Annotated in this window: 13 protein-coding genes; 4 read left to right on the forward strand and 9 right to left on the reverse strand. The window is 67.1% G+C overall.

Features of this window, described 5'->3' with window-relative positions:
• Nucleotides 1-81: 81 nt before the first annotated feature.
• A complete protein-coding gene (locus tag ACW17W_RS01585) occupies nucleotides 82-855 on the reverse strand; it encodes a helix-turn-helix transcriptional regulator (RefSeq protein ID WP_492078707.1) in 774 nt (257 codons plus the stop codon).
• Between the two features lie 178 nt (nucleotides 856-1,033).
• Between ACW17W_RS01585 and ACW17W_RS01590 the strand changes: the two genes are divergently transcribed.
• Nucleotides 1,034-1,642: a glutathione S-transferase family protein gene (locus ACW17W_RS01590; protein WP_492078709.1), complete on the forward strand. Its 609-nt coding sequence runs from the start codon at nucleotides 1,034-1,036 to the stop codon at nucleotides 1,640-1,642.
• A gap of 49 nt (nucleotides 1,643-1,691) precedes the next feature.
• Here ACW17W_RS01590 and ACW17W_RS01595 read toward each other — a convergent pair whose 3' ends face one another.
• The 3 genes from ACW17W_RS01595 to otsB all read right to left on the reverse strand — a co-directional run bounded on the left by ACW17W_RS01595 (nucleotide 1,692) and on the right by otsB (nucleotide 5,784).
• A complete protein-coding gene (locus tag ACW17W_RS01595; protein ID WP_492078711.1) occupies nucleotides 1,692-3,137 on the reverse strand; it encodes an alpha,alpha-trehalose-phosphate synthase (UDP-forming) in 1,446 nt (481 codons plus the stop codon).
• Nucleotides 3,138-3,214: 77 nt separating this feature from the next.
• Nucleotides 3,215-5,011 carry a glycoside hydrolase family 15 protein gene (locus ACW17W_RS01600; protein WP_492078714.1) on the reverse strand — a complete coding sequence of 599 codons (1,797 nt, stop codon included), beginning with the start codon at nucleotides 5,009-5,011 and terminating at the stop codon, nucleotides 3,215-3,217.
• Nucleotides 5,008-5,784: a trehalose-phosphatase gene (gene otsB / locus ACW17W_RS01605; RefSeq protein WP_492078716.1), complete on the reverse strand. Its 777-nt coding sequence runs from the start codon at nucleotides 5,782-5,784 to the stop codon at nucleotides 5,008-5,010. The genes ACW17W_RS01600 and otsB overlap by 4 nt, the downstream gene beginning before the upstream one ends.
• A gap of 210 nt (nucleotides 5,785-5,994) precedes the next feature.
• Here otsB and ACW17W_RS01610 point away from each other — a divergent pair, with 210 nt between their 5' ends.
• Nucleotides 5,995-6,990: a KpsF/GutQ family sugar-phosphate isomerase gene (locus ACW17W_RS01610; protein ID WP_492078718.1), complete on the forward strand. Its 996-nt coding sequence runs from the start codon at nucleotides 5,995-5,997 to the stop codon at nucleotides 6,988-6,990.
• A 28-nt stretch (nucleotides 6,991-7,018) separates the two neighbouring features.
• Nucleotides 7,019-8,284: a glycosyltransferase family 4 protein gene (locus ACW17W_RS01615; RefSeq protein ID WP_492078720.1), complete on the forward strand. Its 1,266-nt coding sequence runs from the start codon at nucleotides 7,019-7,021 to the stop codon at nucleotides 8,282-8,284.
• Between the two features lie 26 nt (nucleotides 8,285-8,310).
• Here the strand turns inward: ACW17W_RS01615 and ACW17W_RS01620 are convergent, their stop codons facing one another.
• A complete protein-coding gene (locus tag ACW17W_RS01620) occupies nucleotides 8,311-9,306 on the reverse strand; it encodes an LLM class flavin-dependent oxidoreductase (RefSeq protein ID WP_492080355.1) in 996 nt (331 codons plus the stop codon).
• Nucleotides 9,307-9,479: 173 nt separating this feature from the next.
• Here ACW17W_RS01620 and ACW17W_RS01625 point away from each other — a divergent pair, with 173 nt between their 5' ends.
• Complete coding sequence (locus ACW17W_RS01625) at nucleotides 9,480-10,451, forward strand: hypothetical protein (protein WP_492078721.1); 972 nt, start codon at nucleotides 9,480-9,482, stop codon at nucleotides 10,449-10,451.
• Between the two features lie 3 nt (nucleotides 10,452-10,454).
• Here the strand turns inward: ACW17W_RS01625 and ACW17W_RS01630 are convergent, their stop codons facing one another.
• The 4 genes from ACW17W_RS01630 to secA are packed head-to-tail and all read right to left on the reverse strand — an operon-like array spanning nucleotide 10,455 to nucleotide 15,107.
• A complete protein-coding gene (locus ACW17W_RS01630) occupies nucleotides 10,455-11,618 on the reverse strand; it encodes an aminotransferase class V-fold PLP-dependent enzyme (RefSeq protein ID WP_492078723.1) in 1,164 nt (387 codons plus the stop codon).
• A 5-nt stretch (nucleotides 11,619-11,623) separates the two neighbouring features.
• Nucleotides 11,624-11,908, reverse strand: coding sequence for a type II toxin-antitoxin system RelE/ParE family toxin (locus ACW17W_RS01635; RefSeq protein ID WP_492080356.1), 285 nt, complete (start codon nucleotides 11,906-11,908; stop codon nucleotides 11,624-11,626).
• 2 nt (nucleotides 11,909-11,910) lie between these two features.
• The gene (locus ACW17W_RS01640) at nucleotides 11,911-12,195 is read right to left on the reverse strand and encodes a ribbon-helix-helix domain-containing protein (RefSeq protein WP_492078725.1); all 285 of its coding nucleotides are present in this window, start codon (nucleotides 12,193-12,195) and stop codon (nucleotides 11,911-11,913) included.
• 56 nt (nucleotides 12,196-12,251) lie between these two features.
• A complete protein-coding gene (secA, locus tag ACW17W_RS01645; RefSeq protein WP_492078727.1) occupies nucleotides 12,252-15,107 on the reverse strand; it encodes a preprotein translocase subunit SecA in 2,856 nt (951 codons plus the stop codon).
• Nucleotides 15,108-15,113: the final 6 nt, after the last annotated feature.

Consider the following 15,113-nt stretch of genomic DNA (forward strand, 5'->3'; position numbering starts at 1 on the left):
TCTGATCCTCCCCCGATGGGGGAGGTGGCTCGAAGCGAAGCGGAGAGACGGAGGGGGCCCGATCCAGACGCGGTGTCTGGGTCAGCCCCCTCCACCGCTTCGCGGTCCCCCTCCCCCGATGGGGGAGGATTTTTCGTGGGCATTCTCGCCCGCCTCCACATACCGCCGGTGCTCCTCGTCCTTCTTCGCCTGCCAGCGCGCGCGGAGGCGGGCCGGGCGGTCGGGGTATCGGTCGTCCAGAAACTCCGCCTCCACCACCCGGTCGGTGCGGAAGGTGCGGAAGTCGGCGCGGGTCTCGCACCAGCCGACCAGCAGCCGCGTCGTCTCGCGATAGCCGATCAGGAACGGCCAGATGGTGCGGCGGCTGCGCCGGCCCTGTTCGTCCGAATAGTCGAGCGTCAGCTTGCGCCCCGCATGGATCCAGGCGCGGACCTGGGCCATGTCCAGCCGATCCGCCTCCGCCGGCTTCCAGACGGGTGCGGACGACACCGCAGGCTCCAGCACCACCGGCCTCAGACGCTCGGGCACGGTTGCAGCGATCTTGGCGACCAGATCGCGGGCGGCGCGGGCCAGGGCCGGATCGCCCCTTCCGGCCACCCACTGGGCGCCCAGGACCGCCGCCTCGATCTCGTCCGACGTCAACATCAGCGGCGGCATGTCGAAGCCGCGCTCCAAAACATAGCCGACCCCCGCCTCGCCCCGGATCGGCACCCGCTGGCCCATCAGGGCGGCGATGTCGCGATAGACGCTGCGTTTGGAAGTCTCCAGCTCGACCGCGATCGCCTCGGCCGTCAGCGGTCGCGAACTGCGACGCAGCAGCTGGACGATCTGGAACAGGCGGTCGGCGCGTCTCATTCTTGTTTGCCCTACGCTCGGCTCGCGGAGCGTCGCTGCTTGAGGACATCCTCTGAACCTTCACTGCTGACAGCATGCTGGCAGCAGGGTGGCAGTAGTCAATCCATGTCGTCGGGGAGGGCTCGGCGCCGGGTGCCGGCCGGGCGGCCGCCCCGGAAACCCATGAGGGAATTTCACCATGCTGACGTTGTTTCACGCCCCGCAGTCGCGCTCCTCGCGTCTGGTCTGGCTGATTGAGGAGCTGGGGGCCGAGGTCGATATCCACTACTGCGACATCGTACGCCACGACGGGTCGGGCGCCCGGGATCCGCACAATCCGCATCCGGACGGCAAGGTCCCGGCCCTGTTGCATAACGGGGCCCTGATCACCGAGTCCGGCGCCATCGCCGTCTATCTGGCCGGGCTCTATCCCGAGGCGGGTCTGGGTTTTCCGCAAGGATCACCGGAGCGCGGCGTCCTGCTGAGCTGGATGTTCTGGGCGGCTGGCGAGATGGAGCCGGCCCTGTGGGGCCGGATCAGCGGCGCGACGGAGACCGACCCGATGGCGCAACGCCGCTATGAACAGGCGACCAACCGGCTGATCGAGGCGCTGTGGGAAGGGCCGTGGCTCATGGGGGACCGGTTCACCGTCGCCGATGTCATCGTGGGCAGCGCCCTGGGCTGGGGCCGGGAGTATCTGCCGGACAGCCCGGTCTTCGACCGCTATATCGGACGCCTGAACGCCCGCCCGGCCAGGGTTCGCGCCGCCACGCGTGACGGCGACATCGCCCTGACGCGCGCCGCCTGACGTGTGACCGGTCGATGGGCGGCCGCCTGATGCAGACCACCCCCGGCGGTCACGCCGCGTCGGCGTGCCCCTCGTGGTGCGCGGGGTCCTGATGGAAGGGCGCATCGGCGTCGTCGCCAACGGGAACCCCGCGCAGGGCCGTGACATAGGCGTCGCGCCAGATTCCGACATCGGTGTCGCGCACCACCTTCATCAGGGCCGTCCACTTCCGGATGCGTTCCTCCAGCGGCATGGTCAGGGCCCTCTTGATCGCCTCCGACAGCTCCTCGCGGCTGAACGGATTGACCAGCAGGGCCTCGCCCATCTGTTCCGCCGCCCCGGCGAAACGGGACAGGATCAGGACGCCCGGATCCTCGGGGTTCTGCGCGGCCACATATTCCTTGGCCACCAGATTCATGCCGTCGCGAAGCGGGGTGACCAGACAAGCGCGGGCGGCGCGATAGATGCCCGCCAGCTGGTCCCGACGATAGCTGCGGTTCAGATAGCGGATCGGCTGCCAGTCCATGTCGGCGAATTCGCCGTTGATCCGGCCCGCCAGGGCGTCCAGCCGCGCGCGAATGTCCTGATAGGTGTCGACCTCGTCGCGGCTGATCGGGGTGACCTGGACCAGGAAGACGTCGCCGCGCATGTCGGGATTGTCCTGCAGGAACTGTTCGTAGCCCACCATCCGCTCCTCCAGCCCCTTGGAGTAGTCGAGACGGTCGACCCCCACCATCATCGACCGGAAGGCCGCCGAGGCCGCCATCCGGTCATAGGTGCGCAGGCCGAGCGGGGAGTCGCGAGCCTCGACAAAGCCGTCCACATCGATCCCGATCGGAAAGACGCCGGTCTGGACGCGGCGCCCGAAACACTCCAGCCCGCCCTCGCCATCCAGCTCGCCCCGGGCCTCGGACACGACATAGTCGCGGAACAGGTCGAGCCACTCTTCGGTGTGGAAACCGATCAGGTCGTAGGCGAACATTGATTCCACCAGCCGCCGGTGATGCGGCAGGGTCACCAGCAGCTGCCGCACCGGCCAGGGCGTGTGCAGGAAGAAGCCGATCCGGTTGGTGATCCCCAGACGACGCAGGTCCCGCGCAATCGGAATCAGGTGGTAGTCGTGCACCCAGATGATGTCGTCGGGCTCGATCAGGGGCGCCAGCACCTCCGCGAACCTCTGGTTCACCCGCTCATAGCCCTCGCCGTAGGAGCGCTCATAGGCCGTCAGATCGACGCGGTGGTGAAACAGGGGCCACAGGGTCTTGTTGGCGTAGCCGTTGTAATATTCCTCGACGTCCTGGGCCTCCAGGTCGACGAGCGCCACCTGGACCCCGGCGCGGTTCTCGGTCTTCAACTCGCCGGTGAAGCGTTCGGTGGTTTCACCCGACCAGCCGAACCACAGGCCGTCATAGGTCTTGAGCGCGGCAGACAGGGCCATGGCGAGCCCGCCTGCGGAACCTGCGGCGGGATCGATCGGCGCGGACACCCGGTTTGAGACGACAATGAGGCGGGACATGGTTCATCAAACGCCGCAGCTTCACATTGGATGCAACGCAACTTCGTGATCCGCCTGTCAGCGGGCCTCCTCGCGCCTTAACGCACGTCCGTCCAGGAGCGGCTGAGCAGGATGGCGCAGTTGATGATGCCGACCAGGGAGTAGGTCTGGGGATAGTTGCCCCACAGTTCATTGGTCTCCAGCGCCAGATCCTCACTGAGCAGGCCCGCATGGGTCCGGTGCGACAGCATTTCCTCGAAAATCGTCCGCGCCTCTTCTGTACGGCCGTTCTGGCACAGGGCCTCGATGAACCAGAAGGTGCAGAAGTTGAATGCCGTTTCTGGCTCGCCGAAATCATCGGGCTCGACATAGCGGAAGAGGAAGGGTCCCTTTTTCAGGTCGCGCTCGATGGCGTCAAAGGTGGCGACCTGACGCGGGTCTCGGGCGTCGAGGAAGCCCAGGTCGACGAGCTGCAGGAGGGAGGCGTCCAGTTCCCGCCCGCCGAAACTGGCGGCGAACCGGCCCTCTTCCGGCAGATAGGTTTCGCGTTCGATCCGTTCACGGATGATATCGCTGCGATCCCGCCACAGGGTTGCGCGCTCGCCGAGGCCCAGATGGTCGGCGGCCTTGGCCAGTCGGTCGCAGGCGGCCCAGCACATGACCGAGGAATAGGTGTGGACCCGGGCGATCGTGCGGAACTCCCACAGTCCCGCGTCGGTCTGGTCGTGCATGGCGAAGGCGCGTTCACCGACGGCTTCCAGAGCATGGAAGTCGTCGACCGTCCCGGGACGGATCAGCCGGGTGTCGTAGAAGCTCTGGACCAGGGGCAGGACGATCTGGCCGTAGACGTCGTGTTGCAGATGCTCGTGGGCCTGATTGCCGACGCGCACGGGCTTCATGCCGCGATAGCCTTCGACGGTGTCCACTATCCGCTCGCCGATGCCGGGCTCCAGTCCCACGCCATAGACGGGCTGGACGTGGCCGCCCTTTGCATCGTCCACCAGATTCCGGAGATAGACGAGATAGTTCTCCAGCATGTCCACAGCGCCCAGCCGGTTCAGGGCGCGGACCGTATAGTAGGCGTCGCGGATCCAGCAGTAGCGATAGTCCCAGTTACGGCCGCTTTCAGGAAACTCGGGCACCGAGGTGGTCATGGCCGCAACGATCGCGCCGGTCTCTTCGTGGGCGCAGAGCTTGAGGGTAATCGCCGAGCGGATCACCGCCTCCTGATAGTCGAGCGGGATGTAGAGGGTGCGGACCCAGTTCTTCCAGTAGGCGATGGTCCGGTCCAGCGTCGCCTGGACGCCCGGCCCGACCTCCTGGTCATAGCCCTCGTCCGGCCCGAGGAAGAAGGTCAGGGCATGCTCCAGCCGGAACGTCCGCTCGCTCAGCACATGGGACACCGGGCAGTCGGTGGTCAGACGCAGGACGACGTCGCTGCACAGATAGCGGATATGGTTCGAGCCCGATGTGGCCTCGGCCCGACGCGCGCCCCAGTCGGCGGCCGGACGCAGCCGCACCGTGATGCGCGGCGAGCCGTTCAGCGGCCGGATGATCCGGCCGAAGGCGAGCGGCCGGTAGGTTCGCGAGTGCTTCAGGTGACGCGGAGCGAAATCGATGATCTCGATCGAGGCGCCGTCCGCAGCCGTCAGCACGGTGCGAAGGACGGGCGTGTTCCGGACATAGGCCTGGTCGGCCTGGATCATGCCCTCCAGCTCTATGGACCAGAAGCCGTGAGCGGGCGTCTCCCCGTCCATCAGGGCCGAAAAGACCGGGTCGCCGTCGACGCGGGGGGCGCAGGCCCAGACGTGGCGGCCGTGGCGATCGATCAGGGCGCTGATCGAGCAGTTGCCGATGGGGGCCAGGTCGACGGAGGGCGCGAGGGCAGGCGTCATGATCGGGATGTCCCGGGTTCGAAGGCGGCGGAGACCTGGTCCAGCCAGTCCAGAACGGCGTCGGGGTCAGGCAGGCCGAACCGGGCGGCGGTGGCGCGGGGCGACCCGACCAGAACGCCATAGCCCCCCAGGGCCTCGGCGGCGATGAAGCCATGCTCGTCGGTCAGGTCATCGCCCAGCATGACCGGCAGGGCCCCCGCGAACGGCGCCTCGGCCATGAAGGCGGTCACGGCGGCGCCCTTGTCGGCGCCCGGGGTCTTCAACTCGACCACAAGAACCCCCGGCTGGACCGATAACCCGTGCCGCAGGGCCAGATTGTCGGCGAGGGCCAGGATCTCGGCCTCATACTGCGGCGACTGCCGGTAGTGGACGCCGACCGCCACCCCCTTCTTCTCGACCAGCAGGCCCGGGCGGGCGGCCGCGAAGACGGTCAACTCTTCCGCCGCCGCAGCCACGCCTGGCGACGGCGCGAACGACTGTTGCTCTCCATTGGCCCGTCGGCGCACCAGTCCATGCACACCGGCTGCGGCCGGGCAGGCATCGCCGGTGATGCGGTCGATCTCATCCAGCGTCCGGCCGCTGACAATGGCGACACGGCCGCCGAGCGCCTTCACCAGCCGGGCGATTGCAGCGGTCCGGCGCGGATCGGCCGTCACGGCGTCGGGCGTCGGGGCGAGAGGAGCCAGGACGCCGTCGATGTCGAGAAACAGCGCCACCCGTCCGCGCGGGACATCCGGCGCCGCCAGACGGCTGAACGGATTCACATCGATCACTCTGGTTCCGACACTGGCCGGCATATCGACTCCACGGCTGTTTTGGACGCCCCTGGTTCCAAACGCGCGAACACGGCAAAGGTTGGCGGTGAATCTTCGCGAGGCTTGCGGCGGCGCCCGGCATTGTATCGCGCACGGGAATGGGGCAATTCCTGAACCCACTCAGGACCGGACCCGCCTTCGGAAGGGACCGGCCGTCCAGGACCGACCATGTTTCCAGATATTCAGCCCTCTAGCCCCGATCAGGTCGCGACCATGACGGACCGGGCGAGATCGGTGATCCAGCTGAACATCGAGGCCTTGCAGGCGCTGGAGCGGACCATAGACGCCTCGGTGGCCCGCGCGTGTGACGTTATCCTGTCGCGCCCCGGCTATGTGGTCGTCACCGGCATGGGCAAATCCGGCCACATTGGCGGGAAGATCGCCGCCACCCTCGCCTCGACCGGGACCAACGCCTTCTTTGTCCATCCCGCCGAGATGAGCCATGGCGATCTGGGCATGTTGCGCCATGACACGACCCTGCTGGCCATCTCCGCCTCGGGCGAAAGCCGGGAGCTGCGCGATCCGCTGATCTTCTGCCAGCGCAACGGCATTCCGGTGATCGGCATGACCCAGAAGGCCAACAGCCTTCTGGCGCGCATGTCGGAGGTGTCCCTGGTCATGCCCCATGTGGCCGAGGCCTGCCCCAATGGCCTGGCGCCCACAACCTCGACCCTGATGACCCTGGCGCTCGGCGACGCCCTGGCCATGGTGCTGATGGACCGTCGCGCCTTTACGGCCCGGGACTTCGGCCTGCATCACCCGGGCGGTTCGCTGGGCATGAGCCTTCAGAGCGTCCGCGAATGGATGGGGGACGTCTATTCCCCGCCGGCCAGCGTGACGGAAGACGCGGCCTTCGCCGAAATCGTTTCGGCCATCACTGAAGGGCGCAAGGGCGCCGTCGCTGTGCTGGACAGGGACGGCAACATGGCGGGAATGATCACTGACGGTGACGTGCGGCGGGCTTTCTCGCGCGACATCGCCACGATCTCGGCGGCCGACATCATGAGCCGGACGCCGATCACCGCCGGCCCGGACCAGAGGATGAGCGATGTCGTCGACCTGCTGACCGCAAACAAGATCGCCACCGTCTTCGTTGTGGAGGACCAGAAACCCGTCGCCATCGTCCATGTCGCAGAACTGATGCAGGCCGGTTATATCGCGTGATACAGATTTCGGACTGGAGCGTAACCGTATGACGACCGACATCCTGTTCGACGCCAGTCGCCTGATCAGCCGCAGCGAGCGCAGTGCCCCAACCGGCGTGGACCGGGTGTGTCTGGCCTATGCCGAATGGTTGTTGCAGCGGTCCGATGTCCGGATGATCCCCGTCCGCAGCCGCCATGACCGGCTGGTGGTGGTCGATCCCGACTGGTTCGAAAAGAACGTCCGCCATCTGCGAAAACGCTGGAACGGGCCGGCTCTTGGCCGGACGGATGAAGCCGAGGCGCAGCTGTTCAGGGCTCTGAGCGCCGACCAGCCGCTGGCGCGATCGATCATGAGCCCGCCGCCGGATCCTGCGGAGCCGGATCGCAAACGCGGTCGCCGGCTTCGCGTGCTGCGCCAGTTTGTCCGGTCGCGCCCCCTGTCCGCCGTGCCCCCCGGACGGGCCTATTTCAATGTCGGACATACCAGTCTGAACACGCCGGACATCCTGTCCTGTCTGGCGCGAGGCGGGGTGCCCAGCGTGGTGCTGCTGCATGATCTGATCCCGATCACCCACCCGGAGTTCTGCCGCCCCGGCGACGGCGACAAGCATCGCGTCCGGGTTATGACCGCCCTGAAATACGCCGCGCGCATCCTTGTGAACTCGGAATACACCGCCTTCGAACTGGCGCGCTTCGCCCGCAACGAGGGTCTTTCGTCACCGCCGGTGGACATCCTTCATCTGGGGCTGGAGCCGGGATTCACCGGCGCGCCGGGCCCCGGCACCCAGCGCCCCTATTTCGTTCACGTCGGCACGATCGAGGCCCGCAAGAACCTGGCCTTCCTGCTGACCGTGTGGCGGCGGCTTCAGGAGCAGATGGGCGAGAAGACGCCGCAGCTGGTTCTGGTCGGCCGCTATGGCTGGGAAAATGAAGCGGTTCTGGATCATCTGGAGCGCTCGCCCAATCTTCGCGGCGTGGTGCATCAGGTGACGGGGCTGGGCGATGAGGCCCTGGCGGAGTTGATGTCGAACGCCCGGGCCGTATTGGCGCCCTCGCTGGTCGAGGGATTCGACCTTCCGGCGGTGGAAGCCTGCGCCCTGGGCGTGCCGCTGATCGCCTCGGACATCCCCGCGCACCGGGAACTGGTGCCGGGCGCCGAGCTGATCGATCCACTGGATGGGCTGGGCTGGCTGGCGGCGCTGGAGCGGGCGACCCTGAAGCCTCCGGTCGCCCCGCCCTACCAGGCCCCCACCTGGCCCGACCATTTCGCCGAGGTCGAGCGACGCCTCGGCCTCCAGGCGCTTGTCGGCTAGGTCGGACCGAAAACGACGGCTTTGGTTCAGGCCGGCGTCAGCCCCATCGCGCCGGCGAGGATCTCCAGCGATCGCGCCCGGGCCGCATGATCCCAGATCTGGCTGGTGACCATCAGTTCGTCCGCGCCGGTGTCAGCCACCAGGGCGTCGATCCGGGCCTTGACCGTCTCCGCCGAACCGACGGCCGAGCAAGACAGGGCCTGCCCGATCATGCCGCGCGCGCCTGCATCCAGACCGGCCTCATAGTGCTCCACCGGCGGCGGCAACTTGCCCGGGCGTCCCGAGCGCAGATTGACGAAGGCCTGCTGCAGGGAACTGAACAGAAGCGCCGCCTCATCATCCGTCGCGGCGGCGAAGACATTGCAGCCCAGCATCACCCGGGGCGCCGCCAGTCGTTCGGACGGACGGAAGGTCGAGCGATAGACCTCCAGCGCCCGATCCAGATCGGCCGGGGCGAAATGGCTGGCGAAGGCATAGGGCAGACCCAGGTGCGCGGCCAGCCGGGCCCCGTAGGTCGAGGAGCCGAGGATCCAGATCGGCACATCCTGACCCTCGCCCGGATTGGCGCGAATTCTCTGGCCATCGGTCGCCGGGGCGAACCACTGCATCAGCTCCACCACATCATTGGGGAATTCGTCGACGTCGCCCTGAAGCGTACGACGCAGGGCCCGCGCGGTCGCCATGTCCGATCCCGGGGCCCGTCCCAGCCCCAGATCGATACGGCCGGGATACAGGGCGTTGAGGGTGCCGAACTGTTCGGCGATCACCAGCGGGGCGTGGTTGGGCAGCATGACGCCCCCGGCGCCGACGCGGATTGTGTTCGTCGCTGCGGCGACAGCGCCGATCACGACCGAGGTCGCAGCCGAGGCGATGCCGGCCATGTTGTGATGTTCGGCCAGCCAGTAGCGATGGTAGCCCAGCCGTTCCGCGTGACGGGCCAGGTCGATCGTGTTGGCCAGAGCCTGTGAGACATCCGAGCCTTCGGGCACCGGGGCGAGGTCAAGAATGGAGAGCCGTGTCATCCCGGCCATATGGGGTGGCCGGACGCTCCTCCAAAGGTCCGATCCCGCAATCCGTACCCCGGACCCCGGCGACATCACTGCACGACGCGCTCGCGCGTCCGGAGTCCGGGGGCGACGGAACGACCGGTTGCGGTCTATGTTGAAGCCTTGTCGAAGGTGGAGCCATCCCCCGCATGCGTCGTTTTCTGATCTGGTCCGGCCTCGCCGCCGCGATCGGCCTCGTCCTGGCCGTGGCCGGGGTCTGGGCCTACAACCATTTCTACGCCCGCTTTCAGCCGGTGACGATCCATCGCAACCAGGCGGAGATCCAGCGGCTGCTCGATCAGGCCTCATGGGTATCGGCCGGGGGAGGCGACCAGCCGGTCTATATCGTCGGCTATCGCGCCAGCGCCCCGACCCTGGCCTATCTGCAGGAAGAGGCCGCCAAACTTCAGGCCGGGGGGGGCGACGTCCGGGTTCTGATGTTCGCCCGGCCGGACCGCGAGGGTGCGGCGCAGTCGACGGCAGCCGAGCGGGCCGCCATCGCCGAGCTGTGGCTGAACCGTGACTGGAGCCTGTATCAGCGCTGGATTGCGACACCGGAGAAAAGCTGGACGGCCGAGGGTCTGGCCGCTGCCGACGGCAATCTGGCCCGCAGCGCCGTGGTCGAGGCCAGTCGGCAGTTCACCGAAAGGCTGGGCGAGTTGCTGCGTCAGGCGGGGGTGCGTCCGGACTGGCCGCTGGTTATCTGGCGCGACCGGGAAGGGTTCCTGAAGGCCTGCGCCTGTTCGGACCGCCGGTCCTGGGCTTTCATTCGCGATGACCTCGGCGCGCCCGACGCCATTGGTCCGGACAGCGGGGTCGGAGGGCTGGCCGGGCCGGATCCGCTGGAAGACGCCGCAGTCCCGGCTCCGGCCCTGCCTGCGCCTGACCAGAGCCTGCCCTATCCGAACCTTCCGGCCATACCGCCGTCCACAGGGGCTGCGGAGGCGCCGCCCCCGGGATCGTCCCCCTCAGGTGCCCCCCTCTCCGGCGCCCCCGCGCCTTCGACCCGACTGGAGCGCCCGGCGCCGCGCATCGCGCCGGCCCGGCCTGCCCCCCGCCCGTCGACGCCCCGCCCGTCGACGCCCAGGCCGCCGCAGGAAGAAGACACCCGCTTCTATTGAGGTTCAGTCCAGATCGCGACAGGCGGCGATCAGGCCATCCACGTCCGCCTCGTCCTGATACAGGCCGAAGCCGAAACGGATCACGTCGTCGCGGACGTCGGTGACCACGTGGCGCTCCAGCAGGGCGGCGCGCCAGCGGGCGGCGTTCGGGTGGCGCAGGGCGAGGAACCGCGCATGGGGGCCCGGAGCCGTCAGCGGATTCAGCGTTTCGGCCGTACTGACCGGTCCGCAGGCTGCGCTGGCCAGGGCGTCGGCAAATCGCGCCTTTAGGCCTCCCGCATGGTCCGAGATGTCGGCCGTGGCCAGCCCCGCCTCGTCCAGCCTCCGCCGCACGGCGTTGAAACGGTACAGGGCCGAGGCGTCGAAGGTGGCGCCCCAGAAGCGGCCGCCGTCGGTGCGATAGCCGACCCCGCCCGGCGGGCCTTCCAGGTCTCCGAACTCGGCGAACCAGCCGGTGACGACCGGCCGCGGACAGAAGCCCGGCGGGGCATGGAGGAAACAGCCGCCCTCGCCCGACATGGCGTATTTGTAGCCGCCCGCCAGATAAAAGACCCTGCCGGCGACAGCGGACAGGTTGGTCGGTACGGCCATGAAGCCGTGATAGCCGTCGATCACCACCCAGGGGCCCGCCGGATCGGCCAGGGCCGCCAGGTCCTCCAGCCGGTCGAACACCCCGCCGGTGCGGAAAAAGACCTGGCTGATCAGGATCAGGTCGAAGGTCCCCGCCCGGGCCGCCGCCATGAACCGCTCGTCGAAGGACTCGAACGGGCTGAGCGGGATGCGTTCGACAACCGCCTCGCCGGCCTCTTCCCACCGCTCGGCCTGACGGCGGAAGGAGTGGAATTCGCCATCGGTGGACAGGATGCGGACCGGTTTGCGGGCCACGCCGGAGACGAGGCGCAGCAGCAGGTCATGGGTGTTGGGCGCGAAGACGACGCTGTCCGGCGAGGGGAGCCCCAGTTCGGCGGCCACATGGGCCTGGGCCTCGGGAATGACCTCGCCGAAGATCAGATCCCATTTGCGGTCGGCATGACGCATCGCGTCATCCCAGGCGCGCATCTGCGCCTCGTGCGACACATCGGGCCACAGGTGATGGCTGTGCGCCGCGAAATGCAGCCGGCCGGGGGCCAGCGAAAGGGCGCGCGAGAAGAGGGGCTTATGAGACATGCTACTCAGAGAAACTGATCAAATGAGGCCAGTCGGGCACCGTGCACGATCCGGATGATGCGTACATGGTCGTCCGTGATCAAATAGAAGACCGCATAGGGTCGGTGGACGAACCGACGATAGTCATCGCCAAGGTGCGCCACGACCGGAAACCGGAATGGGTGCTCCGAAAGCGTCAGACAGGCGCTTTTCAGGCTGAGCAGATAGTTCGCGGCGGTGCGCGGGCCGTCCTTCCCGATTTCAGCGGCGATCTCGTCGAGATCCGTCTCGCTCTCGCGAGAGAAGACCACTTTCAAGCCGGATCTTCCGCCGCCTCGGCCTGGGCCATGCACCGGCCGATCAGCCGATCAAACACGTCCTCGGCCGGTGTCCCCGGACCGCTGTCGCGACCGGCCTCGAGCATCTGTTTCAGCTGGTCATCGCGAAGTTGCGGGGCCCTGCCCGACACCATCCAGCCCGTCATGGCGTCGCGTATCACTTCATCAGCCGAGGCATAGCGACCCGTCGCTACGGCTTCGCGCATGACGGCGGCCATCTCGTCCGTCACCTCGGCTGAAATCCGTTCGTAGCGACCCATCGCGAGCTCCGATCAGCCTGAGGATCGACCAAACCTGTGCGCCGTGCAAGTCAGGCCTAGACCAGGCTGCCGTGGCAGTGTTTGAACTTGCGGCCCGAGCCGCAGGGGCAGTCGGCGTTGCGCGAGGTGCGCTGCCAGCCTTCGGGCAGAAGCTCGACAGGCAGGCGCGACCGGTCGTCGCCCTGGAACTGGCCTTCCGGGTTCTGGGCGGACGTGTTCAGCATCTCGTTTTCGCCGGTGCCGGGGTTCAGATGGATTTCCTGGAACTCGGGCATGTCGAACTCGGGCGGCGCCTCGAAGCGGAACTCGACCGTCATCAGCCAGCGGGTGACGTTCTGGCGCAGTTCGTGAAGCAGGTTCTCGAACAGGGAGAAGGCCTCGGTCTTGTATTCGTTCAGCGGATCGCGCTGGCCATAGCCGCGCAGGCCGATGACGCCGCGCAGGTGGTCGAGGTGAACCAGGTGTTCGCGCCAGTTCATGTCGATCTGCTGCATCATGAACTGGCGTTCGATGCCGCGCATCTGGCTCTCGCCGATCAGGGTGATGCGTTCCACGGCGCGGGCCTCGGCGGCGGCCTGGATGCGCTCCTCGACCTCCTCGTTGGACACGCCCTCCTCGGCGGCCCAGTCGTGCAGCGGCAGCTCCAGGCCGAGGATCGACTTCACCTTTTCGTCGAGGCTGTCGATGTCCCACTGTTCGGCATAGGCCTTGGGCGGCATATATCGCTCGACCAGATCCGAAACCACGTCCTGACGGAACTCGCCCACCAGTTCGGACAGGTCCGAGGAGTCCATGAACTCCTGGCGCTGTTCAAACACCGCCTTGCGCTGGTCGTTGACGACGTCGTCGTACTTCAGAAGGTTCTTGCGGATGTCGTAGTTGCGGCTCTCGACGCGCTTCTGGGCGGTCTCGACGGCGCGGTTCAGCCAGGGGTGGGAGATGGCCTCGCCCTCGGCCACGCCGAAGTTGCGCATGATGGCGTCCAGCCGGTCGCCGGCGAAGATACGCAGCAGGTCGTCCTGGCAGGACAGGAAGAATTTCGAGACGCCGGGGTCGCCCTGACGGCCGGTGCGGCCGCGCAGCTGGTTGTCGATCCGGCGGCTTTCGTGGCGTTCGGTGCCCAGGACGAACAGGCCGCCGGCGGCCAGGGCCTGCTGGCGCTTGACCTCGATCTCGGCCTTGAACTCGGCGGTCTTGGCCGCGAGGGCCTCGGGGGTGACCTCGCGCGCCATATTGCGCTCTTCCAGCTGCCAGCGCTGCAGCCGCATGTCGAGGTTGCCGCCCAGCTGGATGTCGGTGCCGCGCCCGGCCATGTTGGTGGCGATGGTCACCGTGCCGGGCAGGCCGGCGTCGGCCACGATATAGGCCTCCTGCTCATGCTGGCGGGCGTTCAGGACGGAGTGGGGGATGCCCTTGAACTCGGTCTTCCAGACGATGTCATACGCCGCGTCGCCGACCTTGGCCGCCTCCTTGTCCTTGCCGACGAACTCCGGCTTCAGGGTCCGCGAGACCTCGGTCCTGTACTCATAGGTGTCGAGCAGGGTCGACAGGGTCTCGGACTTCTCGATCGAGACCGTCCCGACCAGGATCGGCTGGCCCTTGACGTGGCATTCGGCGATCTGGCGGGCGATCGCCTGATTCTTCTCGGCCTCGGTGCGGAACACCTCGTCGTCATGGTCGATGCGGACGACGGGGCGGTTGGTCGGCACCTCGAGCACGTCCATCTTGTAGATGTCCATGAACTCCTGGGCCTCGGTCGCGGCCGTCCCGGTCATCCCCGAGAGTTTCTCGTAGAGGCGGAAATAGTTCTGGATCGTCACCGAGGCCAGGGTCTGGTTCTCGGGCATGATCTTGACGTCCTCCTTGGCCTCGATGGCCTGGTGGAGGCCTTCGGACAGGCGGCGTCCGGTCATCATCCGGCCGGTGAACTCATCGATCAGGACGATCTCGCCGGCCTTGATGATGTAGTCCTTGTCGCGCTGGTACAGGGTGTTGGCGCGCAGGGCCTGGTTGATGTGGTGCACCAGGCTGATGTTGGCGGCGTCGTACAGGCCGGTCGTGTCCTCGGCGAAATAGCCGCCGGACTCCATCATCTCCTCGATCTTCTCGGAGCCTTCCTCGGTCAGCAGGGCCTGTTTCTGCTTCTCGTCGAGGTCGAACGTCGAGGGGTCCTGGATCAGGGTCTTCACCAGGCCGTCGACGATCTTGTACAGGTCCGACCGGTCCTCGGTCGGACCCGAGATGATCAGGGGCGTGCGCGCCTCGTCAATCAGGATCGAGTCGACCTCATCGACGATGGCGAAGTTGTGCGGCCGCTGCACCATCTCGGACCGGTCATAGACCAGGTTGTCGCGCAGGTAGTCGAAGCCGAACTCGTTGTTGGTGCCATAGGTGATGTCGGCATTGTAGGACATCTGGCGCTGGCCCGAGGACAGGCCGTTGACGATGACCCCGACCTCCATGCCGAGGAAGCGATAGACCTTGCCCATCTGGTCGGCGTCGCGTCGGGCCAGGTAGTCGTTGACGGTGATGACGTGGACGCCCTTGCCCTCAAGCGCGTTCAGATAGACGGGGGCCACGGCGACCAGGGTCTTGCCCTCGCCGGTGCGCATCTCGGCGATGCCGCCTTCGTGCAGGATCATGCCGCCGGCCAGCTGGACGTCGTACTGGCGCTGGCCCAGGGTCCGCTTGGACGCCTCGCGCACCACGGCGAAGGCCTCGTCCAGCACCTTGTCCAGGGTCGCGCCCGCTTCAAGACGGTCGCGGAACGTCTGGGTCATCATCCGCAGTTCGTCGTCGGAGAAGGCGGCGAACCTGTCCTCCAGGGCGTTGATCTTCTGGACGCGGCTCATGAACTCCTTGACCTTGCGGTCGTTGGAAGAGCCGAAAAATTTCTTGGCGAAGCCGAGCATCAAACA

The sequence above is a fragment of the Brevundimonas sp. FV1ye29L genome (genome assembly GCF_058681095.1).